Annotated in this window: 24 protein-coding genes; 17 read left to right on the forward strand and 7 right to left on the reverse strand. The window is 62.6% G+C overall.

Going from position 1 to position 26,468, the window contains the following annotated elements; all coding sequences use genetic code 11:
• The first annotated feature begins 2 nt into the window (after window positions 1-2).
• On the forward strand, window positions 3-2,201 hold the full coding sequence (gene dinG, locus C3F38_RS09630) for an ATP-dependent DNA helicase DinG (RefSeq protein ID WP_055313095.1): 2,199 nt from the start codon (window positions 3-5) through the stop codon (window positions 2,199-2,201).
• Here the strand turns inward: dinG and C3F38_RS09635 are convergent, their stop codons facing one another.
• A complete protein-coding gene (locus tag C3F38_RS09635) occupies window positions 2,202-2,636 on the reverse strand; it encodes an Lrp/AsnC family transcriptional regulator (RefSeq protein WP_038880548.1) in 435 nt (144 codons plus the stop codon).
• 136 nt (window positions 2,637-2,772) lie between these two features.
• Between C3F38_RS09635 and C3F38_RS09640 the strand changes: the two genes are divergently transcribed.
• Entirely contained in the window at window positions 2,773-3,681 is a 909-nt protein-coding gene (locus C3F38_RS09640; RefSeq protein WP_055316047.1) for a DMT family transporter, read from the forward strand.
• 3 nt (window positions 3,682-3,684) lie between these two features.
• Here the strand turns inward: C3F38_RS09640 and prpR are convergent, their stop codons facing one another.
• Window positions 3,685-5,286: a propionate catabolism operon regulatory protein PrpR gene (gene prpR, locus C3F38_RS09645; RefSeq protein WP_048233067.1), complete on the reverse strand. Its 1,602-nt coding sequence runs from the start codon at window positions 5,284-5,286 to the stop codon at window positions 3,685-3,687.
• Window positions 5,287-5,656: 370 nt separating this feature from the next.
• Here prpR and prpB point away from each other — a divergent pair, with 370 nt between their 5' ends.
• The 4 genes from prpB to C3F38_RS09670 all read left to right on the forward strand — a co-directional run bounded on the left by prpB (window position 5,657) and on the right by C3F38_RS09670 (window position 9,955).
• Complete coding sequence (gene prpB / locus C3F38_RS09655) at window positions 5,657-6,547, forward strand: methylisocitrate lyase (RefSeq protein WP_049200934.1); 891 nt, start codon at window positions 5,657-5,659, stop codon at window positions 6,545-6,547.
• 33 nt (window positions 6,548-6,580) lie between these two features.
• The gene (gene prpC, locus C3F38_RS09660) at window positions 6,581-7,744 is read left to right on the forward strand and encodes a 2-methylcitrate synthase (RefSeq protein ID WP_038880540.1); all 1,164 of its coding nucleotides are present in this window, start codon (window positions 6,581-6,583) and stop codon (window positions 7,742-7,744) included.
• Window positions 7,745-7,794: 50 nt separating this feature from the next.
• On the forward strand, window positions 7,795-9,246 hold the full coding sequence (locus C3F38_RS09665) for a bifunctional 2-methylcitrate dehydratase/aconitate hydratase (RefSeq protein ID WP_038880620.1): 1,452 nt from the start codon (window positions 7,795-7,797) through the stop codon (window positions 9,244-9,246).
• Window positions 9,247-9,325: 79 nt separating this feature from the next.
• Window positions 9,326-9,955 carry a LysE family translocator gene (locus C3F38_RS09670; RefSeq protein WP_038880537.1) on the forward strand — a complete coding sequence of 210 codons (630 nt, stop codon included), beginning with the start codon at window positions 9,326-9,328 and terminating at the stop codon, window positions 9,953-9,955.
• Here C3F38_RS09670 and C3F38_RS09675 read toward each other — a convergent pair.
• Window positions 9,952-10,791 carry a helix-turn-helix transcriptional regulator gene (locus C3F38_RS09675; RefSeq protein WP_055316062.1) on the reverse strand — a complete coding sequence of 280 codons (840 nt, stop codon included), beginning with the start codon at window positions 10,789-10,791 and terminating at the stop codon, window positions 9,952-9,954. The two genes, C3F38_RS09670 and C3F38_RS09675, sit on opposite strands and share 4 nt — an antisense overlap.
• A 99-nt stretch (window positions 10,792-10,890) precedes the next feature.
• On the opposite strand from C3F38_RS09675, the gene C3F38_RS09680 reads away from it, so the two are divergent.
• Genes C3F38_RS09680 through C3F38_RS09695 form a run of 4 tightly spaced genes read left to right on the forward strand, consistent with a single transcriptional unit; the run spans window position 10,891 to window position 15,902 of the window.
• Window positions 10,891-12,315, forward strand: coding sequence for an MFS transporter (locus C3F38_RS09680; protein WP_038880530.1), 1,425 nt, complete (start codon window positions 10,891-10,893; stop codon window positions 12,313-12,315).
• Between the two features lie 56 nt (window positions 12,316-12,371).
• Complete coding sequence (locus C3F38_RS09685; protein ID WP_047728233.1) at window positions 12,372-13,001, forward strand: FMN-binding negative transcriptional regulator; 630 nt, start codon at window positions 12,372-12,374, stop codon at window positions 12,999-13,001.
• Window positions 13,002-13,039: 38 nt separating this feature from the next.
• Window positions 13,040-13,999, forward strand: a complete 960-nt coding sequence (ybiB, locus tag C3F38_RS09690) for a DNA-binding protein YbiB (RefSeq protein WP_047728231.1) — start codon at window positions 13,040-13,042, stop codon at window positions 13,997-13,999.
• 46 nt (window positions 14,000-14,045) lie between these two features.
• Window positions 14,046-15,902, forward strand: a complete 1,857-nt coding sequence (locus tag C3F38_RS09695) for a M3 family metallopeptidase (protein WP_055316048.1) — start codon at window positions 14,046-14,048, stop codon at window positions 15,900-15,902.
• A 63-nt stretch (window positions 15,903-15,965) separates the two neighbouring features.
• Here C3F38_RS09695 and C3F38_RS09700 read toward each other — a convergent pair whose 3' ends face one another.
• The gene (locus C3F38_RS09700) at window positions 15,966-16,601 is read right to left on the reverse strand and encodes a carbonic anhydrase (RefSeq protein WP_004939270.1); all 636 of its coding nucleotides are present in this window, start codon (window positions 16,599-16,601) and stop codon (window positions 15,966-15,968) included.
• A gap of 381 nt (window positions 16,602-16,982) precedes the next feature.
• On the opposite strand from C3F38_RS09700, the gene C3F38_RS09705 reads away from it, so the two are divergent.
• On the forward strand, window positions 16,983-17,522 hold the full coding sequence (locus tag C3F38_RS09705) for a hypothetical protein (protein ID WP_047728227.1): 540 nt from the start codon (window positions 16,983-16,985) through the stop codon (window positions 17,520-17,522).
• Window positions 17,519-17,935 carry a putative T6SS immunity periplasmic lipoprotein gene (locus C3F38_RS09710; protein WP_047728225.1) on the forward strand — a complete coding sequence of 139 codons (417 nt, stop codon included), beginning with the start codon at window positions 17,519-17,521 and terminating at the stop codon, window positions 17,933-17,935. Before C3F38_RS09705 ends, C3F38_RS09710 begins: the two co-directional genes overlap by 4 nt.
• A gap of 67 nt (window positions 17,936-18,002) precedes the next feature.
• On the opposite strand, the gene C3F38_RS09715 is transcribed toward C3F38_RS09710, so the two are convergent.
• A complete protein-coding gene (locus C3F38_RS09715) occupies window positions 18,003-18,263 on the reverse strand; it encodes a YdgH/BhsA/McbA-like domain containing protein (RefSeq protein WP_015377148.1) in 261 nt (86 codons plus the stop codon).
• Window positions 18,264-18,430: 167 nt separating this feature from the next.
• Complete coding sequence (locus C3F38_RS09720) at window positions 18,431-19,060, reverse strand: flavin reductase family protein (protein ID WP_038880516.1); 630 nt, start codon at window positions 19,058-19,060, stop codon at window positions 18,431-18,433.
• A gap of 118 nt (window positions 19,061-19,178) precedes the next feature.
• Between C3F38_RS09720 and rlmF the strand changes: the two genes are divergently transcribed.
• The 5 genes from rlmF (at window position 19,179) to C3F38_RS09745 (ending at window position 24,149) form a co-directional block, all read left to right on the forward strand.
• Complete coding sequence (rlmF, locus tag C3F38_RS09725) at window positions 19,179-20,144, forward strand: 23S rRNA (adenine(1618)-N(6))-methyltransferase RlmF (RefSeq protein ID WP_170310505.1); 966 nt, start codon at window positions 19,179-19,181, stop codon at window positions 20,142-20,144.
• A gap of 295 nt (window positions 20,145-20,439) precedes the next feature.
• On the forward strand, window positions 20,440-21,744 hold the full coding sequence (locus C3F38_RS09730; RefSeq protein ID WP_038880514.1) for a PAS domain-containing methyl-accepting chemotaxis protein: 1,305 nt from the start codon (window positions 20,440-20,442) through the stop codon (window positions 21,742-21,744).
• 187 nt (window positions 21,745-21,931) lie between these two features.
• Window positions 21,932-22,501, forward strand: coding sequence for a TetR/AcrR family transcriptional regulator (locus tag C3F38_RS09735; RefSeq protein ID WP_038880511.1), 570 nt, complete (start codon window positions 21,932-21,934; stop codon window positions 22,499-22,501).
• An 11-nt stretch (window positions 22,502-22,512) separates the two neighbouring features.
• The gene (locus C3F38_RS09740) at window positions 22,513-23,151 is read left to right on the forward strand and encodes a GNAT family N-acetyltransferase (RefSeq protein WP_047728220.1); all 639 of its coding nucleotides are present in this window, start codon (window positions 22,513-22,515) and stop codon (window positions 23,149-23,151) included.
• Entirely contained in the window at window positions 23,139-24,149 is a 1,011-nt protein-coding gene (locus C3F38_RS09745; protein WP_055316049.1) for a S9 family peptidase, read from the forward strand. Before C3F38_RS09740 ends, C3F38_RS09745 begins: the two co-directional genes overlap by 13 nt.
• Here C3F38_RS09745 and ybiO read toward each other — a convergent pair.
• Entirely contained in the window at window positions 24,146-26,371 is a 2,226-nt protein-coding gene (ybiO, locus tag C3F38_RS09750; protein ID WP_055316050.1) for a mechanosensitive channel protein, read from the reverse strand. The genes C3F38_RS09745 and ybiO overlap by 4 nt on opposite strands.
• Window positions 26,372-26,468: the final 97 nt, after the last annotated feature.

The raw sequence follows: 26,468 nt of genomic DNA on the forward strand, positions 1-26,468 counted from the left end.
GAATGGCGCTCTCCTCCGCAGTTAAAGATCAGATTGGCCAGTGGTACAAAGCCCTGCAGCAGCAAATACCGGATTTTATTTCCCGCGCGCCCCAGCGCCAGATGATCGCCGAGGTGGCGAAGACCCTGGCCGGTGACTACCCGCGCCATCTGGCGATCGAGGCGCCGACCGGCGTCGGCAAAACGCTGTCTTACCTGATCCCGGGCATCGCCGTCGGGCGGGCGGAGAGCAAACCGCTGGTGGTCAGCACCGCCAACGTGGCGCTGCAGGATCAGATCTACAGCAAGGATTTGCCGCTGCTGAAGAAGATTATCCCCGATCTGAAATTTACCGGCGCCTTTGGCCGCGGGCGCTACGTGTGCCCGCGCAACCTGGCGGCGATGAGCACCGACGTCAGCCAACAGGGCGACCTGACGCTGTTCCTCGACGACGAGCTGGCGCCGTCCAGCGGCGAAGAGCAGGCGCTGTGCCAGAAGTTGACCAAGGCGCTGGCCCGTTTTGAGTGGGATGGGCTGCGCGATCACTATCAGCAGAGCATCGACGATCCGCTGTGGGCCAAGCTGAGCACCGACAAGGCCAACTGCCTGGGGCGCAACTGCCACTATATTCGCGAATGTCCGTTCTACATCGCCCGCAAAGAGATCGAGAGCGCCGACGTGGTGGTGGCCAACCACGCCCTGGTGATGGCGGCGCTGGAGACGGAATCGGTGCTGCCGAACCCGAAAGAGCTGCTGCTGGTGCTGGACGAAGGCCACCATTTGCCGGAGGTGGCGCGCGATGCGCTGGAGATCGACGGGGAAATCACCGCACTGTCGACCAACCTGCAGCTGGACATGATCGTGCGCCAGGTCGAGCAGTGCATGACCCAATACCGGCCGAAGAATCCGCCGGGGCTGGCCAACAGCGAGCGGCTGAAGAACCATTGCGAGGAGCTGCGCGAGCTGGTGCAGATCTTCGAGCATCAGGTCAGTGCCTATCTGCCCGGCGACAGCGTGGCGGCCGAGCACCGTTTCGAGATGGGCGAGCTGCCGGCGGAGATGGTGGAGAGCTGCGCGCGGCTGTTCAAACTGACCGATGCGCTGCGCGGGCTGGCGGAGTTCGTGCTTAACGATCTCACCGAGCAGACCGGCAAGCATGACATCGTGCGCCTGCACCGGTCGATCATTCAGATGAGCCGCACGCTGGGTTATCTGGAGGCGATGAGCAAGCTGTGGCGACTGGCGGCGCTCGACAAATCCTCCAACGCGCCGATCTCCAAATGGGTCACGCGCGAGCTGCGCGATAACGTCACCCATCTTTACCTGCACTGCGTCGGCATCCGCGTCAGCGACCAGCTGGAGAAGCTGCTGTGGCGCAAGGTGCCGCACGTGGTGGTCACCTCGGCCACGCTGCGTTCGCTGAACAGCTTCGCGCGTTTGCAGGAAATGAGCGGGCTGAGCGAGAAGGCCGGCGATCGCTTCGAAACGCTCTCTTCGCCGTTTAATCACGTCGAACAGGGCAAGATTGTCATTCCGCAAATGCGCTATGAACCGGCGATCGCCAACGAGGCGGAGCACCTTGAGGAGATGGCGCGATGTTTCCGCGCCGAGCAGGCGAGCGGTAAACACAAAGGCATGCTGATCCTGTTCAGCAGCCACCGGGCGATGCAGACCTTCCTCAGCTACGTGACCGATCTGCGGCTGATGCTGCTGGTGCAGGGCGACCAGCCGCGCTACCGGCTGGTGGAAGAACACCGCAAGCGGGTGGAGAAGGGCGTCGCCAGCGTGCTGGTGGGGCTGCAATCGTTCGCCGAAGGGTTGGATCTGAAAGGCGAGCTGCTGACCCAGGTACACATTCACAAAATTGCGTTCCCGCCGATCGACAGCCCGGTGATCATTACCGAAGGCGAGTGGTTGAAATCGCTGAAGCGCTATCCGTTCGAAGTGCAGAGCCTGCCGAGCGCCTCGTTCAACCTGATCCAGCAGGTCGGCCGTCTGATCCGCAGCAACCAATGCTACGGCGAGATCGTGATCTACGATCGCCGGCTGCTGACCAAAAACTACGGTTCGCGGCTGTTGGCGTCGCTGCCGGTGTTTCCGATCGAACAGCGTGCGGTGCCGGAGGCCGACAAGGCGCATCTGGCGGCGCTGAAATCCGCCGCCGACGCGGCCAAAAAAGAGAAGAAGCGCGGCAACCCGTTTTCCCGCAAGCGGCGGCGTTAATCAGAGCAGCGGCGGCAGGCGGCGTTTGACCGGCGTGGTTTTCACGATCGAGGTGTTGCTCTGCGCATGCTCGGCCAGCCGATCGAGGGTGTGGTCGAGCTGCTCCATCGAGTGCGCCACCAGCCGCACGATAAAGCAGTCTTCGCCGGTCACCTTATCGCACTCGACCACTTCCGGGATCGCCTGAATCAGCTGCTCGACCTTCTTCAGCATGCCCGGCAGCGGCTTGATGCGCACCAGTGACTCGAAGGCGTAGCCCACCGCCTGCAGATTGACGTTCAGGGTATAGCCCTGGATCACGCCGCTTTCCTCCAGCCGCCGCAGCCTTTCCGACGTGCTCGGCGATGACAGCCCCACCTGCGCGCTCAGCGTCTTCAACGACGCACGCGCGTCCTGCGCCAAAAGAGTCAGGATCTGGCGATCGATATCATCCATAACGCCTCCGTTAGGTATTTTCTTTATTCTAGCTACGAGAAAAAGGCAGTTAAGCATATCTGCCTTTTTTATGCTATGGAAAGCCGCCCCGCGAAGCCGCAAGCTATGCCTCTGGGCAAGTTTGGAGGAACGCAGAATGAATGCAGAGATAAAACGCGGCTCGCTGGAGATGACGGCGGCGATGCTGATTTCCGGCTCCATCGGCTGGTTTGTGCTGATGTCCGGCCAGCCGGTGGTCAATGTGGTGTTTTGGCGCTGCGCGGTGGGGGCGCTGGTGCTGCTGGCGGTGTGCGGCGCGCTGGGGCAGCTGCGGCGCGATGCGCTGACGCGCGTCACGTTGCTGCTGGCGATCGCCGGCGGCGTCGCGCTGGTGATCAACTGGCTGCTGCTGTTTGCCGCCTATTCCTATGCCTCTATCTCCATCGCCACGGCGGTGTACAACACCCAGCCGTTTATGCTGGTGGGGCTGGGGGCGCTGTTTCTGGGGGAACGGCTGACCGCCCGCAAGCTGTTGTGGCTGGGGTTGGCGTTCGGCGGCATGATGCTGGTGGTGCTGGCGCAGCCGCGGCAGGCGGGGGAACAGAGTCATTATTTGGCGGGCATCGCGCTGGCGCTCGGGGCGGCGTTTTTCTACGCCCTGATGGCGCTGGCGGCCAAGCGGCTGAAGGGCACGCCGCCGCATCTTATTGCGCTGATCCAGGTGGCGGTGGGGGCGGTGATGCTGTTGCCGCTGGTGGATTTCCACGTTTCGGCCAGCGTTGGGCAGTGGGGAATGCTGGCGACGCTCGGCGTGCTGCACACCGGCCTGATGTATGTGTTGATGTACGGCGCCCTGCAGAAGCTGCCGACCCACCTGATCGGCTCGCTGTCGTTCATCTACCCGGTCGCCGCCATGCTGGTGGATCGCCTGGCGTTTGGCCACCGCCTGTCGGCGTGGCAGCTGCTGGGCGCGGCGATCATTCTGCTGGCGGCGGCGGGCATGAACCTGCTGGGCGAGCGGCGAGCGCGGCTGCTGCCGGCCTCGGACGGCCGGCGCGCCGGCTGATGCTCAGGCCGGGTGTTTCAACCGGCGCCATAAGGTGGTGCGGCTGATCCCGAGCAACCGGGCGGCGGCGGCGTGGTCGCCCCCACATCGCGCCAGCGCTTCGTGGGCGGAGACGGGCGCTGGCGGCGTCCCGGGCGGCGTGCCCGCCGCCAGCTCCGGCAGCAGCCACCGCAGCGTCTCGCCGCTCGGTGCGGCGCCGGTGCTCAGCATCAGTGCCACCCGCTCCATCATGTTGCGCAGTTCGCGCAGGTTGCCGGGCCAGGCGTAATGATTCAGCGCGGCGTAACAGCCGGCCAGGGCGGCGCGCAGCGGCTCCGTCAGCGGCACGTCGAGCGCCGCCAGTGACCGTTTCAGAAAGTGTTCCGCCAGCATCGCGATATCGTCGCCGCGCGCCCGCAGCGGCGGCAGCTGCAGCCGCAGGGCGCTCAGGCGGTAGAACAGATCGGCGCGAAAGTCGCCCCGTTGAATCGCCTGCTCCAGGTGGTTGTGGGTGGCGCTGATGACGCGAAAGTCGACCGCCACCGGCTGCTGCCCGCCGACCCGGGTAACGGCCTTCTCTTCCAGCGCGCGCAGCAGCCGGGTTTGCAGGTGCAGCGGCATTTCGCCGATCTCATCCAGAAACAGGGTGCCACCGTTGGCGGTTTCCAGCAGCCCGCGTCGGCCGCCGCGCCGTGAGCCGGTAAAGGCGCCTTCCTCATAGCCGAACAGCTCCGCCTCCAGCAACGATTCGGCGATGGCGCCGCAGTTGATGGCGACGAACGGCGGCGTCGCGCCTCTGGCCGGTGCGCCGCGCCGGGAAAAGTATTCCCGGTGGAGCGCCTGCGCCGCCAGCTCCTTGCCGGTGCCGGTTTCTCCTTCAATTAATACCGCCGCCGGCGAGCGGGCGTACAGCATGATGGTGCGCCGCGTTTGCTCCATCTGCGGGGACTCGCCCTGCAAATCGCCCAGCCCATAGCGCGGCTGCAGGGTATTGCGCGCGGCGTAATCGCCGCCGCGTTTGCCGCCGCCCAGCATCAGGCGCGTCACGTCCAGCGCATCGCTGAAGGCGGCGCGCAGGGTGGCGGCGGAATAGAGAAAAATGGCGGTGAGCCCGGCCTCTTCCGCCAGATCGCTGATGAGGCCGGCGCCGACCACGGCCTGAATGCCGGTGGCTTTCAGCTCGGCGATCTGGCCGCGCGCATCCTCTTCGGTGACGTAGCTGCGCTGCTCCAGCGGCAGATCGAAGGTTTGCTGGAACTCCATCAGCGCGGGCAGAGGGGTTTTATAGGTGATGACGCCGATCCGATCGGCGGTTCTGCGCGCCTTGCTCAGCGCCTGCAGCAGATCGAAACCGCCGGGCTTGACCAGGATGACCGGCACCGACAGGCGGCTTTTCAGGTAGGCGCCGTTGGAGCCGGCGGCGATGATGGCGTCGCAAGGCTCGGTCGCCAGGCGGGCGCGGATGTGCTGCACCGCCTCCTCAAAGCCGAGGCGGATCGGGATGATGGTTGCCAGATGGTCGAATTCGAGGCTGATGTCCCGGAACAGATCGAACAGGCGGGTGATGGAGACGGTCCAGATCACCGGTTTGTCCGGCGTGCGGGGCGGCGTGACGTGATCGCTCATGGTGGGTTACCGAATGGAAGAGGCTGCATTATACCCGTCATACTTGAAGCTGCCTCTTTGTTGGCTGCGCCTGTGCGCCCCAGTCACATAGTTGTCTATGTTCCTGGGGACTTACAGGCTTGCCGCCTTGATGCAACTTCAACTATTTAGGGTATAGGTGTAGCCCGGTTTCAGTTATGTTTCAAATTTACTGCGTGAAACAGCGATTGAAACGTTAACTGAAACGTTTTTTACCCCTTTGCCAGGAAAATGGCGCTGAATAGGTTGTAACTCACTTATTTTTATCGCGTTTAATTTTTTCCCTCACCGAAGTACAACCTGGCCCGCCCCTTGCTCTGTCTGTTTCATCTGGCTAATCGGAGAAAACGTCATGACGCTGCGCTCACCCGGGCTCGCCTTTCGTCAGGCCCTGAGTAAAGAAAAACCCCTGCAAATCGCCGGCGCGATCAACGCCAACCATGCGCTGTTGGCCCAGCGGGCCGGATTCCAGGCCATCTACCTTTCCGGCGGCGGCGTGGCGGCCGGTTCGCTGGGGCTGCCGGATCTGGGCATTTCGACCCTGGACGATGTGCTGACCGACATTCGCCGCATCACCGACGTTTGCCCGCTGCCGCTGCTGGTGGATGTGGACAGCGGTTTCGGCGCTTCGGCGTTCAACGTCGCCCGCACGGTGCGATCGGTGAGCAAGGCCGGGGCGGCGGCGCTGCATATCGAAGATCAGGTCGGCGCCAAGCGCTGCGGCCATCGCCCCAATAAGGCCATCGTCTCCACCGAAGAGATGGTGGATCGCATCAAGGCGGCGGTGGATGCGCGCAGCGATCCGGACTTCGTGATCATGGCGCGCACCGACGCGCTGGCGGTGGAGGGGCTGGAGGCGGCCATCGAGCGCGCTCAGGCTTACGTGGCGGCCGGGGCCGACATGCTGTTCCCGGAAGCGATTACCGAGCTGGGCATGTACCGCCGCTTCGCCGAAGCGACGCAGGTGCCGATCCTCGCCAACATCACCGAATTCGGCGCGACGCCGCTGTTTACCACCGACGAGCTGCGCAGCGCCCAGGTGGATATGGCGCTGTATCCGCTGTCGGCCTTCCGGGCGATGAACCGCGCGGCGGAGCGGGTATACCGTGCCCTGCGCGAAGAGGGCACGCAGAAAAGCGTCATCGACACCATGCAGACCCGCAACGAGCTGTACGAAAGCATCAACTACTATTTGTTCGAAGAAAAACTCGACGCTCTGTTCGCTCGCCAGCGCGACGAATAAGCGCCATTCACGCAGAAGCCAAATGAGGACAGTATGAGCCAAGCGATCCCCGCGCAAAGCCCGACTGGCGATAAGCCGAAAAAATCCGTGGCGTTATCCGGCGTGCCCGCCGGGAATACCGCGCTGTGCTCCGTAGGGCGCAGCGGCAACGATCTGCACTACCGCGGTTACGACATTCTCGATCTCGCGCGCCACTGCGAGTTTGAAGAGGTTGCCCACCTGCTGATCCACGGCAAATTGCCCAACCGCGACGAGCTGCAGGCCTACAAACACCGTCTCAAAGCGCTGCGCGGCCTGCCCGCCAGCGTGCGCACGGTGCTTGAGGCGTTGCCTGCGGCGTCTCACCCGATGGACGTAATGCGCACCGGCGTCTCGGCCCTTGGCTGCACGCTGCCGGAAAAAGAGCAGCATGGCGCGGCCGGCGCGCGCGACATCGCCGACCGGCTGCTGGCCTCGCTGGGATCGATGCTGCTGTATTGGTATCACTACAGCCACAACGGCGAGCGCATTCAGCCGGAGACCGACGACGATTCCATCGGCGGCCACTTCCTGCACCTGCTGCACGGCGAAGCGCCTTCCGCCAGCTGGGAACAGGCGATGCACGCTTCCTTGATCCTGTACGCCGAGCATGAGTTCAACGCCTCGACCTTCGCCGGCCGAGTGATCGCCGGCACCGGCTCCGACGTCTATTCGGCGATCGTCGGCGCCATTGGCGCGCTGCGCGGGCCGAAGCACGGCGGCGCCAACGAGGTGTCGCTGGAGATCCAGCAACGCTATGAAACGCCGGAAGAAGCGGAAGCCGACATTCGCCGCCGCATCGACAACAAAGAGGTGGTGATTGGCTTCGGGCACCCAGTGTACACCGTCTCCGATCCGCGCCATCAGGTGATCAAAGAGATCGCGCTGCGCCTGTCGCAGGAAGCGGGGGCGATGAAGCTGTATGACATCGCCGATCGGCTGGAAAGCGTGATGCGCGACACCAAAAAGATGTTCCCCAACCTCGACTGGTTCTCGGCGGTGTCTTATCACCAGCTGGGGGTGCCCACCGAAATGTTCACGCCGCTGTTTGTCATGGCGCGGGTGAGCGGCTGGTCGGCGCACATCATCGAGCAACGGCAGGACAACAAAATCATTCGCCCGTCCGCCAACTATACCGGGCCGGAAGCGCGGGCGTTCGTACCGCTGGATCAGCGCTGAGCGCCGATCGTTATCGTGTCGTTTTCACTATGGAGCCTTTGGGAATCATGATGCTTGAGTCTGCCAATACCCGCCGTCCGCCGTTCGATCGCGAAATGGTCGATATCGTCGATTATGTGATGAAAGAGGCCGTCGATACCCCGGCGGCGTACCGCACCGCCCACTATTGCCTGCTCGATACCCTCGGCTGCGGGCTGGAGGCGCTGAGCTATCCGGCCTGCAAGAAACTGATGGGGCCGGTGGTGCCGGGTGCCGAGGTGCTGAACGGCAGCCGGGTGCCGGGCACCCGCTTCCAGCTGGATCCGGTGCAGGCGGCGTTCAATATCGGCGCCATGATCCGCTGGCTCGACTTCAACGACACCTGGCTGGCGGCGGAGTGGGGCCACCCGTCGGACAACCTGGGCGGGATCCTGGCGGTGGCCGACTGGCTCTCGCGCCAGGCGGTGGCGGTGGGCAAGGCGCCGCTGACCATGCGGCAGGTGTTGATCGCCATGATCAAGGCGCATGAGATCCAGGGCTGTCTGGCGCTGGAAAACGCCTTCAACCGGGTGGGGTTGGATCACGTGCTGCTGGTGAAGGTGGCGTCCACCGCGGTGGTGGCGCAGCTGCTCGGCCTGAGCCGGGCGGAGATCCTGAACGCGGTGTCGCTGGCGTGGGTGGACGGGCAGTCGCTGCGTACCTATCGCCACGCGCCGAACGCCGGCACCCGCAAATCCTGGGCGGCGGGGGATGCGACCGCCCGCGCGGTGCGGCTGGCGCTGATGGCCGCCACCGGCGAGATGGGCTACCCCTCGGCGCTGACGGCGCCGACCTGGGGGTTCTACGACGTCTCTTTCAACGGCAAGCCTTTCCGCTTCCAGCGGCCGTACGGCGCGTACGTGATGGAGAACGTGCTGTTTAAAATTTCGTTCCCGGCGGAGTTCCATGCCCAGACCGCCGTGGAGGCGGCCATGACGTTGCACCGCCAGATGCAGGCCGCCGGTAAAACCGCCGCCGACATCGCCAGGGTGAGCATCCGCACGCACGAGGCCTGCCTGCGTATTATCGACAAGCAGGGGCCATTGGATAACCCGGCGGATCGCGATCACTGCATTCAGTATATGGTGGCGATCCCGCTGCTGTTCGGCCGGCTGACGGCGGCGGATTATGAGGATCGGGTGGCCGAGGATCCGCGCATCGACGCGTTGCGCGGCAAGATCCGCTGCCATGAAGATCCCGCCTTCACCCGCGATTATCACGATCCGGAAAAACGCTCGATCGCCAATGCGCTGACGGTGGAGTTCGCCGACGGCAGCCGCCTGGATGAGGTGGCGGTGGAGTACCCTATCGGACATGCCCGGCGGCGCGAAGAGGGCATCCCTCTGCTGATCGAGAAGTTCAAAACCAACCTGGCGCGCCAGTTCCCGGCCCTGCAGCAGCAGCGCATTCTCGAGGTGTCGCTGGACCGGCAGCGGCTGGCGCAGATGCCGGTCAACGAGTATCTCGATCTGTGGGTGATCTGACGCGAGCGACGCTGACAAGCCACGTCGGCGTCGCTATGATGGACGCTCCATTCCCGTCCATCTTCTTATCAGGTGATTCATGATTGACGCCGCAACGCTGTTGTTGTTTTCCGGTGCCTGCGTGGCGCTGGCGCTGACCCCAGGCCCGGATATGCTGTTGATCGCTTCGCGCAGCGTCAGCCAGGGGCGGCGCGCCGGTTTCGCTTCGCTGGCGGGCATTCAGCTCGGCACGTATTGCCACGCGTTGGCGGCGGCGCTGGGGTTGTCGCAACTGTTCGTCGCCGTGCCGCTGGCCTACGACGCGGTAAGAATGCTGGGCGCCGCCTATCTGCTCTATCTGGCGTGGAAAACGCTGCGATCCGGCAGCAGTTTGCAGGCTTCCTCCGGGTTGCAAGCGGTGCCGACGGCGCGCATTTTCCGCCAGGGGCTGTTCACCAACATGCTCAACCCGAAAATGGCGCTGTTCGTGCTGGCGCTGTTCCCGCAGTTTATCGATCCGCGTTCAGGCTCGGTGGTGGTGCAGATGCTGGCGCTGGCGACGGTGCTGAATCTGGTGGGGTTGCTGATTAACGGCGGGGTGATCCTGGCGGTCAGCGGCATGAAAAGCCGCTTCGCCGGCCGCCGCTTCAGCGCCCGCTGGCCGAACTACCTGCTGAGCGGGGTGTTCGCCGGGCTGGCCTGCAAGCTCATTTTCGACAGCCGTCGCTAACCCTCGCGCAGCAGCGCTTCAAACGCCGCGCTGGCCGGATCGTCCGGCAGCGCGCTGTACATCACCAGCCGCAGGTGATTCTCTTCGTCGACGATGAAAGAGGCGTGGTCAAAGGTGACCGGGCCGATTTCCGGGAGGGTGAAGCTGCGCCGCCCCTGGCAGCGTCCGTGGATATCGTGCTGCCGCCAGAGCCGGCGGAACGGCGGCGATACCCGCTCCAGTGCCTGTACCCGTTGGCGCATTACCTCATCCTCCGGCGCGCGGGCGTAGTCGCGGCGGAAGCTGGCCAGGATTTGCGGCGCCTGCGCCTCCCACTCCAACAGGCGTTCATTGAGCTGCGGATCGGCAAACAGCATCCACAACATGTTGCGCTCTTGCGCCGGGCGTTCACCGATGGCGAACAGCCGCTGCGCCGCCGGGTTCCAGGCGATGATATCCCAACTCAGGTTCATGACGTAGGCCGGCCGCAGCGGCAGGTCGTCCAGCAGCCGCCGTACCAGCGGCGAGACCTGGCACCACTGATGGCCGACCGGTACCGGCGGGCGCTGATGCGCCAATAAAAACAGGTGGTAGCGGCCGGCGGCGTCGAGCTGTAGCACTCGCGCCAGGTTTTCCAAAAATGCCACCGACGCATTGATTTCCCTGCCTTGTTCCAGCCAGGTGTACCAGGTGAGGCCGACGCCGGCCAGCGCCGCGACCTCCTCGCGCCGCAATCCCGGCGTGCGGCGGCGGCTACCGCTCGGCAAACCGACCGCTTCCGGCGACAGCTGTTCTCGCTTTTGACGTAGAAAATCCGCCAGTTCGTGGCGGGTGCGCTCGAGGGTACGTGGGGGCATGGCGGCCGTCCTGTTGCTGTTAGTAATAGTATAACTGGCTATATAGTAACAGTTTAAACCCTGTTCCATACTGCGGCCATCATAATCGCTGGAGGTGGTATGGAACATTCATTATCTCGTGAACGGCGGGCATTGCCCGGCCTGCCGGTACTGCTGTTGGGCGGCTTCGTCACGGTGTTCGATCTGTTTGTGGTCAACGTGGCGGCGCCGGTGATCCAGCGGCAGTTCGCCGCCGATTTCGCCGGTGTCGGTTTGATCGTCGCCGGCTATGAACTGGCGTTCGGGGTGCTGCTGATCGCCGGTGGGCGCCTGGGGGATCGCTTCGGGCGCCGGCGTCTGTTCAGCCTCGGCATGTTGGGATTTACGCTGAGCTCTCTGCTGTGCGGGCTGGCGGGATCGCTCAACCTGCTGATCGCGGCGCGTATCCTGCAGGGGGCGGCGGCGGCGCTGCTGTTCCCGCAGATCTATGCCTTGATGCGGGTGTTGTACGTGCCGCAACAGCGGCGGCGCGCCTTCGCCTGGCTGGGCATGACGCTGGGATTGGCGGCGATCTTCGGCCAGATCCTCGGCGGATTTATCATCGAGGCCAACCTGTTCGGCAGCGGTTGGCGCATGATCTTTCTGATCAATTTGCCGATCGGCGCGCTGGCGTTGTGGGCGGCGCGGCGCATTCCCGAATCGCGGGTGGCGCAGGCGCAGCGGCTGGACGGCGTTGGCCTGTGGCTGGCGGCGACCGGCCTGTCGCTGTTGCTGCTGCCGCTGCTGGAGGGGCCGGCGCGCGGCTGGCCGTGGTGGATAGCGCCGATGCTGGCGTTGGCGATGGTGACGCTGTGGGGCTTCCTGCGTTGGGAGCGCCGTCTGGCGCGGCGCGGCGGTGATGCGGTACTCGATCCGGCGCTGTTACGCCAGGCAGGCTTCGCGCCGGGTATGGCGGTGGTGCTGGCGATTTATGCCACCGCTTCCTCGTTTTTCTTGTGCTTCGCGCTGCTGCTGCAGGCGGGGGCGGGGCTGACGCCTTTTCAGGCGGGCAGCCTGTTCGCCCCGGCCAGCGCGGCCTTTATGCTGGCGTCGATGCTGGCGCCTCGGTTGGCGCTGCGTTGGGGCAACGGCGTACTGAGCGTGGGCGTAGCGATTTACGCCGCCGGGTTGGCGCTGTTGATGGCCCAGGCGCTGTGGGGCGCGGCGCTGGCGCATCCGCTGCGGCTGCTGCCGGGGTTGGTGGTGCTGGGATTCGGCCAGGCGCTGAGCATGACGCCGCTGCTGAATTTGGTGCTCGGTTTGGCGCAGGAGCGGCAGGCGGGCATGGCGGCGGGCCTGGTTGCCACCGTGCAGCAGGTGGGAGGCGCGCTCGGCATCGTGGTCAGCGGCGTCGGCTTCGTGCCGCTGCTGGCGAACGGCGGCGCGGCGGAACGCTATGCGCAGGCCTTTGCCGGCGCTATGGTATTTAATCTGTTGGCGATGGGCATTGCCCTGATCTTGTTAAACCGGATCACTCGAAATAGTCAGAAAGCGGATCTTAAGTAGGCCGCCGGCGGGTGCTTTACTGTCGTCATGATGAGAGAGCGTAAGGAGCCACACTGATGTTTCAACCCGCCGCATTTCGCGAAGACGATTTGGATGCCCAACTGGCGCTGGTGCGCGCCCACCCGCTGGGGCTATTGGTCAGCCACGGCGAGCAGGGATTGACGGCCGATCCGCTGCCGTTTCTGGCCGATGTCGAACAGGGGCAGATCCGGTTGCGGGCGCACCTGTCGCGCGCCAACGGGCACTGGCGGCGGCTGCAGTACGCGGCGGAATGCCTGGTGATTTTTCAGGGCGCGGAAGGTTATGTGTCGCCCGGCTGGTACCCGAGCAAGCGCCAGACCGGCAAAGTGGTGCCGACCTGGAATTACAGCGTGGTGCAGCTGTATGGCGTGCCGACGGTGATGGACGACCCGGCCTGGCTGCGCCGCCAGCTGATCGACCTGACGGCGCAACAGGAAGGGCGCCGCCCGGCGCCCTGGCGGCTCGACGACGCGCCGGCCAACTACATCGCCGCGCAGCTTAAAGGCATCGTCGGTATCGAGATCGCCGTCACCCGGCGCGAAGGCAAATGGAAGATGAGCCAAAACCGCAGCGCCGACGATGCCGATGGGGTGATCGCCGGGCTGAGCGATGGCGATGAAACGCAGCGGCGGCTGGCGGCGGAGGTTGAGCGGCGGCGCGGATAGGGTATGCTAACCGAAGAGTGAGCAAGGGGAACCTTCGGATGGATTACACCAAAATTATCAAAGAAATAGGCCGCGGCAAAAATCATGCGCGCGACCTGGACCGGCAGACCGCTTTTGAGCTGTATCAGGCGATGCTGGCCGGGGCGGTCCCCGAGCTGGAGCTGGGCGGCATTCTGATCGCGCTGCGCATCAAGGGGGAGGCCGAAGAGGAGATGCTGGGCTTCTACCAGGCGATGCAGCAGCAGGTGTTGCCGCTGCAGGCGCCGCAGGGGCGGCCGCTGCCGGTGGTGCTGCCGAGCTACAACGGCGCGCGCAAGCAGGCCAACCTGACGCCGCTGCTGGCGCTGCTGCTCGCGAAAGTGGGCCTGCCGGTGGTGGTGCACGGCGTGCTGGACGACAGTACCCGCGTGACCAGCGCCGAGATTTTTCGCGCCCTGGGGCTGCCGTGGTCGGAACAGGCCGCTCACGCCCAGCAGCGTCTCGATAACGGCGAAGCGGTATTCATGCCGGTTTCCGCGCTGTCGGCGCCGCTGGCGCGTCAGCTCGGGCTGCGTTGGCGCATGGGGGTGCGCAACAGCGCCCATACGCTGGCCAAGCTGGCGACGCCGTTCGGCGAACAGGATGCGCTGCGCCTCGCCAGCGTCTCGCACCCGGAGTATGTCGGCCGGGTGGCGTCGTTTTTCCGCCAGATCGGCGCTCGCGGGCTGTTGATGCACGGCACGGAAGGCGAAGCCTACGCCAACCCGCTGCGCTGCCCGCAGATTCACTATATTGCCGGCGGCGAACAGCGCGTGTTGCTGGAGCGCACCTTGCAGGATGAAACGCCGACGTTGCCGGCGGCGAAAAACGCGGAAACCACCGCGCGCTGGACCGAGCGCTGCCTGGCGGGCGAGGTGGCGATCCCGCAGGCCATCCAGCGGCAGATCGCCTGTTGCCTGGTGGCCGCCGGCGAGAGCGAGACGCTGGAACAGGGGCTGCAGCGCCTACATCAGGCCTGAGTGCGACTATACTGGGATATTTCCTCATCGGCTGAGAAGGACGGTTATGCAACAGGCTCTCGATTACTTCAATCAATTGAACCAGGATTACCTCGACGTACACCGCGCCAAAGAAGATCTGTTCTGGCAAAACTACATGGGCACCGGCGGTGAAGACGTGTCGGCGCGCTTTTCCGCCGCGGAAAGCGCCTATAAGCGCTTTATCGCCGAACCGCGCCGGCTGGCGGAGATCCGCCATCTGCTGGCCGGATTGGAAACGCTGCCGCAGGAGGCGCAGCGCGATGCGCTGATCCACGGCCTGCAAGGCTGGCTGCGTTTCTTCGACTGTAACACCATTGAAGATCCGCAGGCGCAGGCGCTGTTGGATCAGATCATCCACGCCGAATCCGATCTCTACTCGCGCCGCAAGGGCTACCAGGTCACGCACCTGAACGCCGAGGGCCAGCGGGTGGCTGCCTCGCTCGGCGAGCTGTTGACCAACCAGGCGACCAACCCGAACGAAGACTATCGCCGCAGCTCGCAGCAGGCGCTGCGCGATCTGGAGCAATGGCTGCTGCATAACGGCCTGCCGGCGCTGATTGGCTTACGCAACCGCTTTGCGCGCCAGATGGGCTATCGCAACTATTTCGACTACAAGGTGAACAAAACCGAGCGCATGACGCCGGAGCAGCTGTTCGCCATTCTGGATCGTTTCGAGCGGGAAACCCGCGAGGCCAACGCGCGCAGCCTGCAGCAGCTGGCGGCCGACAAGGGCAGCCAGGCGCTGGAGCCGTGGAACGTGCGCTTCGCCAGCGCCGGCGACGTCACCCGCCAACTGGATCCTTACTTCCCGTTCTCGCGTTCGCTGGAACGCTGGGTCGACAGCTTCAAACGCCTGCACATCGGCTTTGGCGGCGCCGAGATGAACCTCGATCTGCTGGTGCGCAAAGGCAAGTATGAGAACGGCTTTATGCACGGCCCGGTGCCGCCGTTTGTGCGCCAGGGGGAATGGGTGCCGGCGCGCATCAACTTCACCAGCCTGGCGCAGCCGGGGCAGGTGGGCAGCGGCGCTTACGGGCTCAACACCCTGTTCCACGAAGGCGGCCACGCGGCGCATTTCGCCAACATTCGCCAGAATGCGCCGTGCTTCTCGCAGGAGTTCCCGCCGACTTCAATGGCCTATGCCGAAACCCAGTCGATGTTCTGCGACAGCCTGCTGGACGACGCCGACTGGTTGAAACGCTATGCGAAAAACGCCGCCGGCGAAGCGGTGCCCGATGCGCTGATCGAAGCCGGCATCGCGGCGCGCCAGCCGATGCGCGCGTTCAACGAACGCCATATCCTGCTGGTGCCGTACTTCGAGTGGGCGCTGTATCAGTGGGATGACGAGCAGCGCACGCCGGAAGCCATCACCGCGCTGGCGCGCGAGGTCGAGCAAAAGATCCTCGGCATCAGCGGCAGCCCGCGCCCGACGCTGGCGATCCCGCATCTGCTGTCGCTGGAGTCCGCCTGCTCTTACCAGGGCTATCTGCTGGCGATGATGGCGGTGGAACAAACCCGCCAGTTCTTCCTGCAGCGCGACGGTTACCTGACGGACAACCCGGCTATTGGCCCGGATCTGGCGCAACACTACTGGTTGCCGGGCAACAGCGTCAGCCATGACGACACGCTGCGCAGCCTGACCGGCGAAGGGTTCAACCCGGACTCTCTGGCGCAGGCCTGTAACCAGACGGTGGCGCAGGCGTGGCGCGAGGCGCAGCAGACGATGGCCGCCGCCGCCGCGCGCCCGCAGCCGCCGGCGGATTTCGATTTGAAGGCGCACATTCGGGTGGTGGACGGCGAGACGGTATTGGCGGATAACGCCGACGGTGACGAACGGATGTGCCGCGACTTCGCCGCGGCGATAGAGGCGCGTTTGGTTTAAGGCTGACGATAAAATCCACGCGGCAGCGTGGATTTTATTTAATGGTTAAAACCGGGCGTTATTTTATTCGAAATAGACGTCGGGATTATCGGCCAGGGAAACGAAGCTCTTGGTGTTTCTGTCCAGCGTACGAATTTCGCCGCTTTCGATGTCGTACACCCAGCCGTGCAGGCGTAGCCCGCTGTTGCGCAGACCCACCGCAACAGAAGGGTGGGTTTTGATATTATTTAGCTGAGCTATGACGTTCTCTTCCACCATAGCGTTAACTTTGTCTGTTTCGCTATTCCAGGTTTTCTTCTCGACCACCGCTTTGGCCGCATCCGCGTAGTGCAGCCAGTGGGCAACGGCAGGCATAGGGTCGAGGCATTGGCAGGACGCGATAGCCTTCATGGCGCCACAGTTCGAGTGGCCACAAATCACAATATCAGTCACGCCCAGCGCCACCACCGCGTATTCGATAGTCGCAGAAACCCCACCCGGCTCCGGGCCAAAGGAAGGGACGATGTTACCGGCGTTGCGGATAACGAACAGTTGCCCAGGCTCTTGCTGCGTCACCAACTCGGGCACCAGGCGGCTGTCAGAACAGGAGATAAACAGCGCTTTAGGATTTTGGCTGGAGGCCAGGCTGCGAAAGAGTTCCTTACGCTGCGGGAAAATCTCTTTCTGGAAACTGAGGAAACCTTCAATGATATGTTGCATACAACGCTCTCTGCATCTGTAGTCTGCGTAACATGATAATCATCCTCTCCCGTTAGTCCAGCAATGGGGTGGTAAAAAAATGTGTGCTCATCCCTCCTGCAAACCCCATTAAATACGGGGTTTCTACCCGTTTTCGGCAGCATTGTCCGGTTCGTTTACGCGTGGGTTGCTGACAAAGCGGATGGTAAGAAACCAGTTACCTTACTTATTCAAATAATAAATATATTTTATTTAGTCCATCATAAATAAAAATTTTTTCCGCAATAACAAGGGGAGACCATCAATTTTTCCGGGAGAATTATCCCAAACTATCAGGGCATTCCCGTACAAGGTGGCTATTTATGCTAGGGTGTTTTTTCACTTGTCAATGGAGCTGACGATATGATTACGGCTAAAGGAATGGCGCGAAAGCTCACCGTGGGTGAGATAGGAGTTGCCCAGATCATTTTTAAGAATGCTATCGATTACTCGAGGGTGAGTGTGCATAACGCGGGTTATTTCCCTTTTGGTTTGCAAAATGACAATACGGCCGTTACACCGAACGGCGAAATTTATTTCACTCCAAAGAATTTTCGTGAAGATTATTCAAGAGAGAGCGCGGGTTTTCAACATTGGTTTATCCATGAAATGGCGCATGTTTGGCAGTATCAAATGAAGATGAATGTGTTGCTCAGAGGCACCATGAGCTGGGCGGCAACTTATGAATACTCTCTTCCCAACTATAACACTCTCGCTGATTACGGAATGGAGCAGCAGGCCTCCATCCTTGCCGACTACTTTTTACTTATTCGTTTTAGTCGAGAAGAGTGGCGTCGTAACAAACGGATGGCTGGCTTGGAAGGGCCAGATCTTAAAACTCGCTATGAAACCGTGTTACGGTTGTTCATCCAAGAGCCGCGTAACCCTAAGGCAATGAAATGAAAAAACTGACTTTTTTAGTGGCGCTGGTATTACTGAGCGGCTGTGTGCAGGAGCGTCCCTGGTTCTATCCGGCAAATGTCAGCGTTAAAAACAATCGCGTATGCATTAGCGTGCCGGACGATATTGCCGGAAAACGCGAGCTGGTGGGCATCGGAATTTATCAACCAGGGGCCGGCGGGAAGGCGGAATGGTCCACTTCTGTTGCGCCAGGTCAGCAACCGATAGCGGTCATGCCAGGCGAATGCCTGGCGGTGGCTTTCGACGGGTTCCAGATTGGGCATAGCTATTCGGTTGAGATTGCGACGGTCGGCAATGCGTCAAATGAGGCGCCGCGCAAATATTGGACTGAATTTACATTGGTTGCTGACAAAGCAGACGGTAAGAAACTCGCTGTCGTACCCATTCAGCGCTAATGCACTTGAACATAAAAAAGCCCGCCGGGGTGATAGCCGGCGGGCTTTTTGACGTCTGGGGCGGTGATTATTTGTAGATAACCGCGGTGGCGTGCATCAGGTTGTTACCGCTGGTGGAGGTGATGGTGAAGGCCTTGGCGCCTGCCGCATCGGCTTTGGCGGCCAGTTGAGACTTCAGGCTGCTCAGGTCGGTTGCGCCGCTGGCGACGATCACGCCGGCTTTTTCGAATTGGGCGGCATCCTGGGCGCTGACGTGCTCAGCGGCGAAAGTGGTGAAAGAAACGGTGGCCAGGGCGATAGCAGCAGCAAAAGTTTTGATGGTTTTCATGTTCGTCATTCCTGTCAAAGTGAATTAGGGAGAAAGGGGGTTGCCTTTCGATGGGAAGATTATTGCGCAGTGACAGGCGGGATGAAATCGGAGAGTGTTGATAGTTTTGTTCAGATTTTTTGATTATTTATTCCCCGTTCATCTTCTGCCTAAACGGGGAGAGACGATCAGCGCGTCGGGCGCGCCAGATCGAAACGGTGCTGTTCGGAAATGCCATAGTAGGCGGTCGGGCCGCCGGCGCGCAGGATCGGTTCGGCGGCGGCGGTCTGGTAGACGCCGTGTTCGTCCAGCAGCGCCGGATCGAGGTGCACCGCCACCACTTCGCCCAATATCAGCCAGGTTTCCACCTGTTCCCCGGCAGCGGTTTGCAGCTGAATGCACTGGGTCAACCGGCATTCGAAGTTCACCGGGCTTTCGGCCACGCGCTCGGCTTTGACCCGGCGCCCGGGCAGCGGCGTAACGCCGGCGAAGGCGAATTCGTCCTCACCGCGCGGCAGGGTGATGGAACTGTTGTTCATCGCTTCCGCCAGCGGGCGCGTCGCCAGGTTCCAAACGAACTCACCGGTTTCCACGATATTCGCCACGCTGTCTTTCCAGCCGGTGCTGGCGAAACCGATGATGGGCGGGCGATAGTTGAAGCAGTTGAAAAAGCTGTAGGGCGCCAGATTGCGCAAGCCGGCGGCGCTGCGGGAAGAGATCCAGCCGATGGGGCGCGGGCCGACGATGGCGTTCAGCGGATCGTGCGGCAGGCCGTGGCCGGCGGCGGGTTCATAATAATAACGAGATTCACGGCTCATGGGGGACCCTGTGGCAATCGATGAAGCTTTCATTGTGCCGGGTTTCCCGCCGCTGCGCCATTGCGGGCGGGATGTGTTATCTTACGCATCGGAAATACCTTCAAGAGAGCCCGTCACGGTGGAAAAAAAGAAAACCTTCCCGCAGCAGAAAAGCGGCCTGCATCCGCGCAACCGTCATCGTTCGCGCTACGACTTCCCGGCGCTGATCGCCAGCTGCCCGGCGCTGGCACCGTTCGTGAAGCCGAACGCCTGGGGCGATGTCTCGGTGGACTTCGCCGATCCGGCGGCGGTGAAAATGCTCAACCGTGCGTTGCTGCAACACTTTTACGGCATTGAGCACTGGGATATTCCGGCGGACTACCTGTGCCCGCCGATCCCCGGCCGCGCCGACTATCTGCACCACCTGGCGGATCTGCTGGCGACCAGCAACGGCGGCGAGATCCCGCGCGGCAAGGGCGTGGCGATCCTCGACGTCGGCGTCGGCGCCAACTGCATCTACCCGATCGTCGGCCTGCGCGAATACGGCTGGCGTTTCACCGGGTCTGAAATCGATCCGGTGTCGCTCAACTCGGCCAAGATGATCGTCGAGATGAACCCGACGCTGCGTAACAGCGTGCGTCTGCGGCTGCAAAAACAGCCTGAGCTGATTTTTAGCGGCATCATCGGCGCGGCCGAGAAATTCGACGCCACCCTATGCAACCCGCCGTTTCATGCGTCCGAGCAGGAAGCGCGCGCCAGCACCCGCCGCAAGCTGCATAAATTGGGCAAAGGGGAAGTGGCCGCCAAGCCGGTGCAAAACTTCGGCGGCAAGAACAACGAGCTGTGGTGCGAAGGCGGCGAAGAGGCCTTCGTGCGCAAGATGGTGGAAGAGAGCGTCGGCAAGGCCAACAACTGCCAGTGGTTTACCTCACTCATCTCGAAAAACACCACGCTGCCGGCCATTTACCATGCGCTGAACGTGGCGGGCGCGGCCGAGGTACGCACCATCGAGATGGCGCAGGGGCAAAAGATCAGCCGCTTCGTCGCCTGGACCTTCCACGACGCCGAGCAACAGGCCGCCTGGGCAGCCGAACGCTGGCGCTAACCCTTCCGGCGCCGGTTATCCTGACGGCGCCGACAAAAATCCGCATTTTACCTTTCAATTTTCATCACTTACGTTATTCTCAATACGGGTTTAATAATAAAAATCTTAGGCTATTGGTTTATTTAAATTCTAATAATTACTTTACTGAATAAATAAATTTAATCCGGTTAATAGCAATAACCAGAAGGAACGACGCTGCCCGTTCCTTCCGCGATGGCACGTCTGCGTGTGGGCGCGGCATGTGGCCAGGCAAAAATAAGAAAAGCGCCATCATCTGCCACAAGGACTACACCTTATGCTGTTACGATTCAGTCAGTTAACTACCCACAAAGGCGCCGAACTGAGCGCGATAGAACACGCCGTTCCGATGATCGTATTCTCACCCGACGGCACGGTATTGCGCGCCAACGATCTTTTTCTCAGCACGCTGGGATTTCAACGCGATGACGTGATTGGCCGACATCACCGTATTTTCTGCGATCCGAACTATGTCGCCAGCCCGTTATATCGCAAGCATTGGGAGACGCTGAATAAGGGCCAACCCATCACGGACACCATAAAACGCATCGCGAAAAACGGCGAGACGGTATGGCTGCAGGGCACCTATGCACCGGTGCTGAATAAACAGGGTAAGGTGGTGGAAATCGTCAAGATCGCCAGCGAAGTGACCGAGCGAGTGACCCAGGCGCAGGAACACCGCAGCCTGCTGGCGGCGCTGAATCGCTCGATGGCGATGATCGCTTTCACGCCGCAGGGCACCATTGTCAGCGCCAACGACAATATGCTGGCGCTGATGGGCTATCGGCTGGAAGAGGCGTGCGGGCAGTCGCATGCGGTGCTGTGCCCGCCGGAGTTCGCCGCTTCCGACGATTATCGGCGGCATTGGCAGCGCCTGGCGCGCGGCGAGTTCATTACCGGGCGTTTTGAGCGCCTCAACCGGCGCGGCGAACGGGTATGGCTGGAGGCCAGCTACAACCCGATCCTCGACAACGAAGGCCAGGTGGTGAAGGTGGTAAAGATTGCTCAGGACATCACCCGGCTGATGCAACAGCAGCAGCATGAAGAAGAGATGGTACGCAACGCGCATCATCTGTCGCTCGATACCGATCGGCAGGCGGCGCAGGGCGCGATCATCGTGCAGCAGGCGGTGAAAGGCATGCAGCAGGTCGAAGCGGCGGCGCGCGAAACCTCGGACGTGGTCACCGAGCTGGGCAAGTGTTCTCAGCAGATTGGCACCATCGTCGAAGCCATTCGTAAAATCGCCTCCCAAACCAACCTGCTGGCGATTAACGCCTCCATCGAAGCCGCCCACGCCGGTGAGCACGGGCGCGGTTTTGCCGTGGTCGCCAACGAAGTGCGCACGCTGGCGGAACAGTCGCGCAAGGCGGCGACCGAGATCGAACGCATGACCAAATCTATCCAGCAAGGCGTGGCGGCGGCGATTGCCGGCATGGCAACCTGCGTGGAGCAGGCCGGCGGCGGCGTGGCGCTGACCCACGATGCCGGGGAAGTGATCAACCAGGTCAACATCGGCATGCACGACGTCGTGAAACTGATGCAGGCGTTTACGTCGGTGAAGCAGGGCGACGCGCTGCACTGAGTTTTCATCGCGCCGCCCGCCGAAAACGGGGCGGCGTTTTTTATCTTCCCACCGATTCGCACGCCGTTGAGCCGCGGTTCAATTTTACCGGCCTATGCTATCCTTAAATGTGAACGAACGTTCGTTCATTAATTCATGTTCATTCGATGGCGCCAGGCGCCCCCCTTCACCGTTTCGGGAGTTGCCGATGGGAAACCGAGAAAAGATTGTCGAGGCCGCGCTGCACAGCTTTACCCAGAAGGGATTTCACCAGACCAGCATGCGGGATATCGCGCAGGCGGCGGGCGTCAGCGTCGGCAACCTCTATAACCACTTTACCGGCAAGGAGGCGTTGATCGGCGAGATTGCGCTGCTGGAAAACGGCGTATTCACCGAGTTTGCCGCCGGATTGCGGGCCGACAGAAAGCGGCCGAAGCAGGCGCTGTCGGCATTTTTTACCGCCTATCACGCTTTTGTCGCCGAGCCGGCCAATGTGCAGCTGTCGGCTGAGATCGTGGCGGAGGTGGCACGCACCCCGGCGTTGGCCGAGCCGTTCGGCGCTAACCAGCGGCAGCTGATTGAGGCGCTGGCGACGGTTATCGCCGAGGCTCAGCAAACCGGTGAGATTGCACCGGCGATAGCGCCGTTACCGCTCGCGCAGCTGGTGCTGGACGTGATCGAAAGTCAGGCCTGGCGGCAGGCGATCTTTGCGTCGTCTGCGCCGGAGGAGACCACGCCGGTGCGGCTGTTGGAACAGCTGCTCTACCGGCATCCCTAGTCGAGGTGGATATGCTGCACATTGAGCCGTACCGCGATGCTGACCGCCTGCAAACGGCGGCGCTGATCTACGCCGCGTTCTGCGACAAGTTCCAGCGCGCGCGCCGTCTGAGCCCCCGCCTTCAGTGGCGTCTGTTCTATCGGCTGTGGAGTTGGAAGCAAGGCGGCAGCCGGGAGCGCAGCTTCGTGGTGAAGCAGGATGAACAGGTGGTGGCGGCCTTTGCCCTCAATGCGGCCGCTGGCGAGAACAACGCCGGGCGGCGTCCGCATGCCTTGCCGATTTGGCGGCTGTGCCGCCGCTATGGTTGGCTGAACGTTTGGCGCATGTATCTGCAAATGGCGGTGTTGCGGCACACCCCGGCGGCCGATGAACTGTATCTCTCTTACCTGGCGGTGGCCGAGAATCAGCGCGGCAAAGGGGTGGGCAAGCGGCTGCTGCAATGGATGAACGACTACGCTGCCGGGCAAGGCGCGGGCCGGCGCCTGAGCCTGCACGTCAGCCGGCGCAACGTGGATGCGCTGCGCCTGTATCGGCACTGCGGTTTTCAGGTGCGGCGAGAAGAGCATTACGCTTCGTTGGGATGGCTGTTCGGTCAGGCCGACTGGGTGTTGATGGAGAGACGCTGTGGGGAGGCGACGTGCGCAAAATAGGACTGTGCAGCGTGGTGCTGTTTCTGCTGGCGCTCGGGTGGGTCATTTTCGTCAACGACTTTCGCTTCGTCACCGAACCGGTCACGGTGACCGCCGGCGGCAACCGGCTGACCGGCACGCTGGTGTTGCCGCAGCATGCGCCGGTCAAGCCCGGCGTCGTGGTGTTCGTGCACGGCGATGGGCCGGCTAACGCCAGCCGCGACGAAGGCTATTTCGGCATTTGGGAGGCGATGGCGCAGCAGGGCTACGCGGTTTTATCCTTCGATAAGCCGGGCGTTGGCGGCTCGGGCGGCAACTGGCTGCATCAGACCATGGCGGATCGTGCGCGGGAAACCGCCGATATCATCGACTGGGCCCGGCGAGACGGGCGCTTCGATGCGCGCTGCGTGGGGCTATGGGGCACCAGCCAGGCGGGGTGGGTGATGCCGGAGGTGGCGCGTTTACGCCCCGACATCGCCTTCACGCTGGCGCTGGCGCCGGCGATCAACTGGCTGCGGCAGGGGCGCTATAACACCCGGGCGGCGATGGCGGCCGCGGGGGATGATGAAGTACAAATCCAGGCGCGCGAGGCGCATTGGCGCCACATTCAGACGCTGCTCGAACAGCCGGACGGCTACGCGCAGTACCGCCGCGAGTATGGTGCCGCCGCCGCATTGAACGCCGACCGCTGGCGCTTTATCCGCGCCAACATGGCCAGCGATGCGACGGCGGGATTGCGGCATTTCAACACGCCGGTGCACCTGATCCTGGGCGGGCGCGACGTCAACGTGGACGCGGACGAAACCGAGCGCGTGTATCGGCAAACGATCCCGGCCTCGCTGCTGACGGTGACGCGCATCGACGAAGCCGACCACGTGATGATCAAACCGCTGTTCGCCCGCCATCCGTGGCTGATCAACGTGGTGGGCCTGTTTGCGCCGCGCTCGGTGCAATACGACGCCTACCGACAGGACGTGGCGGCCTTCTTGGCCGCTCAGCCCTGCGGGCGCGGGCGCTAACTGCCGGGAGCCGCGGGCGGTGCCTGTTCTTCGTGCGGCTGCGGCGCGCGGGAGATTTGCATCGCCTGCTGAGGCATGCCGATGCCGGCCCGATCGAAATGGATTTTCACCAGCCGATCGAGGGCGTATTGCACCACCCACTGTTTCAGCGCCTGCGTGCGCACCGTCACGCGGGTGGTGAACGAGCGGTCGCCCAGCGCCACCACGCCGTTGAAAACCGGCTCGCCAATCAGGAAATGCTTCACCTGTTCATCTTGCTTCAGCGCCGCGACGGCCTGATGCAGCACCTCATTGACCCGATCAATATCCTCGTCGCGGCTGACGGTGTAGTTGGCGCGATACACCCCGAACTCACGCGCATAGTTGGCCAGCGTAGTGATCGAGGAGTACGGTACGATGTGGTAGACGCCGTAGTCGTCGCGCAGGCCGATCGAGCGAATGGTCATGCGCTCCACGGTGCCGGTGATGCCGCTGACGGTGACGTATTCGCCGGTGTTCATGCCGTTTTCGAACTGGATGAATACGCCGGTAATCACGTCTTTCACCAGCGTCTGGGCGCCGAAGCTGATAGCCAGCCCCAGCGCGCCGGCGCCCGCCAGCAGCGGCGCGATGTTCAGCCCGACCTGCGACAGCACGATCATCACGGTAATGGTGCTGATAACGATAGCCAGCACGTTGCGAAACAGCGTCAGCAGCGTGCGTTCGCGCGCGCTCGGCCGCACGCCGTTGCTGAGCTCCAACGCCAGGCGGTGCTCGATGATGCTGGCCATCAGCGTCCAGCTGAAGACGGCGATCAGCAGGATCAGCAGGATATGCACCAGCCCGCCGAGCGTCCGCTGGCCATTTTCGCTGCCTGCCCACTGGTACAGATTAATCAGGTGCCAGGCGTCAAGCAGGAACAGCGTCACCGCCAGCACCACCATCACCCGCAGTATCTTCAACCCGTTGGGGATGTAGGAGTTAATGCGCCGCTCAAGCATCGGATAGCGCAGATTGACGTCGGTCGGCAGCGAAATGCGGCGGAAAATCCAGCGGGTCAGCATGCCGGACAGCAGAGCGCCGACGCCGACCACCAGCAGGCTTTTCACCGTGGCGCTCATCATAAAGCGCAGGCTGTTGCCGATGTCGAACTGGGACAGCACGAACAACACCAGAAAATAGGCGATCGCCAGCAGGTGCCAGATATGCCCCAGGCCGCGCAGGATCACGCTGAAAAACGCCATCGACCGTTCGGCCAGCAGGTTGATCTGTTGCTGTATCGGCTTGCGGTTGTGCAGGATCAGCCAGATGGCATACAGCGTCAGCGCCAGCATCACCACCAGGTTGACGGCGGCGGCGGCCGGGTAGCTGATTTGCACCGCCACCACCGGCACCACCACCATCAGGCCGTAGCCGATCAGCCCGCTGAGCCAGGCGAGGCGCGTGTTCCAGTAGCGCGCGCTCGGGTCGCTGAAGGGGAAGGGGCGCAGGTAGTCGAAGTTGGGGGCGAAAATCAGCCGCAGCACCGCCTTGAAGAACTCAATCACCGCGAAGGCGCTGAGAAACAGGGTCTGCAGCCGCAGAATGGTGGCGCTGTCGGCGTGGACGTGGCGGGCGAACAGGTTGCCCGCCGCCAGCGCCAGCAGCAGCACCAGCAGATCGACGGCGAAAGCGCCGAGAATGGCGGCGGGGCGTTTATACCACGGGCCGCGCTGCAGCCGGGCGTTGTGCCCCCAACTGCCCATGCGCTTGTACAGCGGCGCGATCAGCCGCCGGATCAGGTGGAACAGCGCAAAGGTGACCGCCACCGTCAGCAGAAAGTAGCCCAGCGCGCGGAAAAAGCCGGCGGGATTGAAAACGCGCTTCGGGCCGGAATCGATCAGCTTTTGCAGCGCGCCGAGCTTCTGGTTAAAGGTGCCGATGCCTTCCTGCGCCAGCGAGTTCAGGTTGTCGCTCAGCGTCGCCGGCGTTGATTCCACCGGCGTTGCCGGGGCGGCGGCGGGGGCGTCGCCGGCGGCCTGTTTCAGGTGGTTGATGAGTTCCGCGCGCGCTTTGTCGTCCTGCAGCAGATCGGCCAGCGCGGCGTAGGCGGCTTTCTGCTGCTCGCTCTTGTCGGCGGGCGCGGGCGGCGCGTTTTGCGCCAGGGCCGGTGGTGCGAAGACGTTCAGGGTCAGCAACAGCAGCAGGAAAAGCAGGTGTTCTCGCAGATGAGAACCTCGTCGGGAGTCTGCGTTTGGCGGCATTGTTCCTCTCTTTGGCGTTCTGTGATCGGCGGATGTAAAAGCAATACGATGAAAAACAATCAATATAGTAGGAAAGATGGCGCGCTGGGGCGTGGGA

Source organism: Serratia sp. SSNIH1, assembly GCF_002935055.1.
Lineage (GTDB): Bacteria > Pseudomonadota > Gammaproteobacteria > Enterobacterales > Enterobacteriaceae > Serratia > Serratia nevei.

What these genes read in the sequence shown, in the direction of transcription:
- ybiO (WP_055316050.1), bottom strand. Translation starts at nt 26,371, where the DNA reads ATGCCGCCAAACGCAGACTCCCGACGAGGTTCTCATCTGCGAGAACAC.
- C3F38_RS09680 (WP_038880530.1), top strand. Translation starts at nt 10,891, where the DNA reads ATGGAACATTCATTATCTCGTGAACGGCGGGCATTGCCCGGCCTGCCG.
- C3F38_RS09735 (WP_038880511.1), top strand. Translation starts at nt 21,932, where the DNA reads ATGGGAAACCGAGAAAAGATTGTCGAGGCCGCGCTGCACAGCTTTACC.
- C3F38_RS09710 (WP_047728225.1), top strand. Translation starts at nt 17,519, where the DNA reads ATGAAAAAACTGACTTTTTTAGTGGCGCTGGTATTACTGAGCGGCTGT.
- C3F38_RS09730 (WP_038880514.1), top strand. Translation starts at nt 20,440, where the DNA reads ATGCTGTTACGATTCAGTCAGTTAACTACCCACAAAGGCGCCGAACTG.
- C3F38_RS09635 (WP_038880548.1), bottom strand. Translation starts at nt 2,636, where the DNA reads ATGGATGATATCGATCGCCAGATCCTGACTCTTTTGGCGCAGGACGCG.
- C3F38_RS09640 (WP_055316047.1), top strand. Translation starts at nt 2,773, where the DNA reads ATGAATGCAGAGATAAAACGCGGCTCGCTGGAGATGACGGCGGCGATG.
- C3F38_RS09675 (WP_055316062.1), bottom strand. Translation starts at nt 10,791, where the DNA reads ATGCCCCCACGTACCCTCGAGCGCACCCGCCACGAACTGGCGGATTTT.
- ybiB (WP_047728231.1), top strand. Translation starts at nt 13,040, where the DNA reads ATGGATTACACCAAAATTATCAAAGAAATAGGCCGCGGCAAAAATCAT.
- C3F38_RS09740 (WP_047728220.1), top strand. Translation starts at nt 22,513, where the DNA reads ATGCTGCACATTGAGCCGTACCGCGATGCTGACCGCCTGCAAACGGCG.
- C3F38_RS09700 (WP_004939270.1), bottom strand. Translation starts at nt 16,601, where the DNA reads ATGCAACATATCATTGAAGGTTTCCTCAGTTTCCAGAAAGAGATTTTC.
- prpC (WP_038880540.1), top strand. Translation starts at nt 6,581, where the DNA reads ATGAGCCAAGCGATCCCCGCGCAAAGCCCGACTGGCGATAAGCCGAAA.
- dinG (WP_055313095.1), top strand. Translation starts at nt 3, where the DNA reads ATGGCGCTCTCCTCCGCAGTTAAAGATCAGATTGGCCAGTGGTACAAA.
- C3F38_RS09715 (WP_015377148.1), bottom strand. Translation starts at nt 18,263, where the DNA reads ATGAAAACCATCAAAACTTTTGCTGCTGCTATCGCCCTGGCCACCGTT.
- C3F38_RS09685 (WP_047728233.1), top strand. Translation starts at nt 12,372, where the DNA reads ATGTTTCAACCCGCCGCATTTCGCGAAGACGATTTGGATGCCCAACTG.
- C3F38_RS09665 (WP_038880620.1), top strand. Translation starts at nt 7,795, where the DNA reads ATGCTTGAGTCTGCCAATACCCGCCGTCCGCCGTTCGATCGCGAAATG.
- C3F38_RS09670 (WP_038880537.1), top strand. Translation starts at nt 9,326, where the DNA reads ATGATTGACGCCGCAACGCTGTTGTTGTTTTCCGGTGCCTGCGTGGCG.
- prpR (WP_048233067.1), bottom strand. Translation starts at nt 5,286, where the DNA reads ATGAGCGATCACGTCACGCCGCCCCGCACGCCGGACAAACCGGTGATC.
- C3F38_RS09695 (WP_055316048.1), top strand. Translation starts at nt 14,046, where the DNA reads ATGCAACAGGCTCTCGATTACTTCAATCAATTGAACCAGGATTACCTC.
- C3F38_RS09720 (WP_038880516.1), bottom strand. Translation starts at nt 19,060, where the DNA reads ATGAGCCGTGAATCTCGTTATTATTATGAACCCGCCGCCGGCCACGGC.
- C3F38_RS09705 (WP_047728227.1), top strand. Translation starts at nt 16,983, where the DNA reads ATGATTACGGCTAAAGGAATGGCGCGAAAGCTCACCGTGGGTGAGATA.
- prpB (WP_049200934.1), top strand. Translation starts at nt 5,657, where the DNA reads ATGACGCTGCGCTCACCCGGGCTCGCCTTTCGTCAGGCCCTGAGTAAA.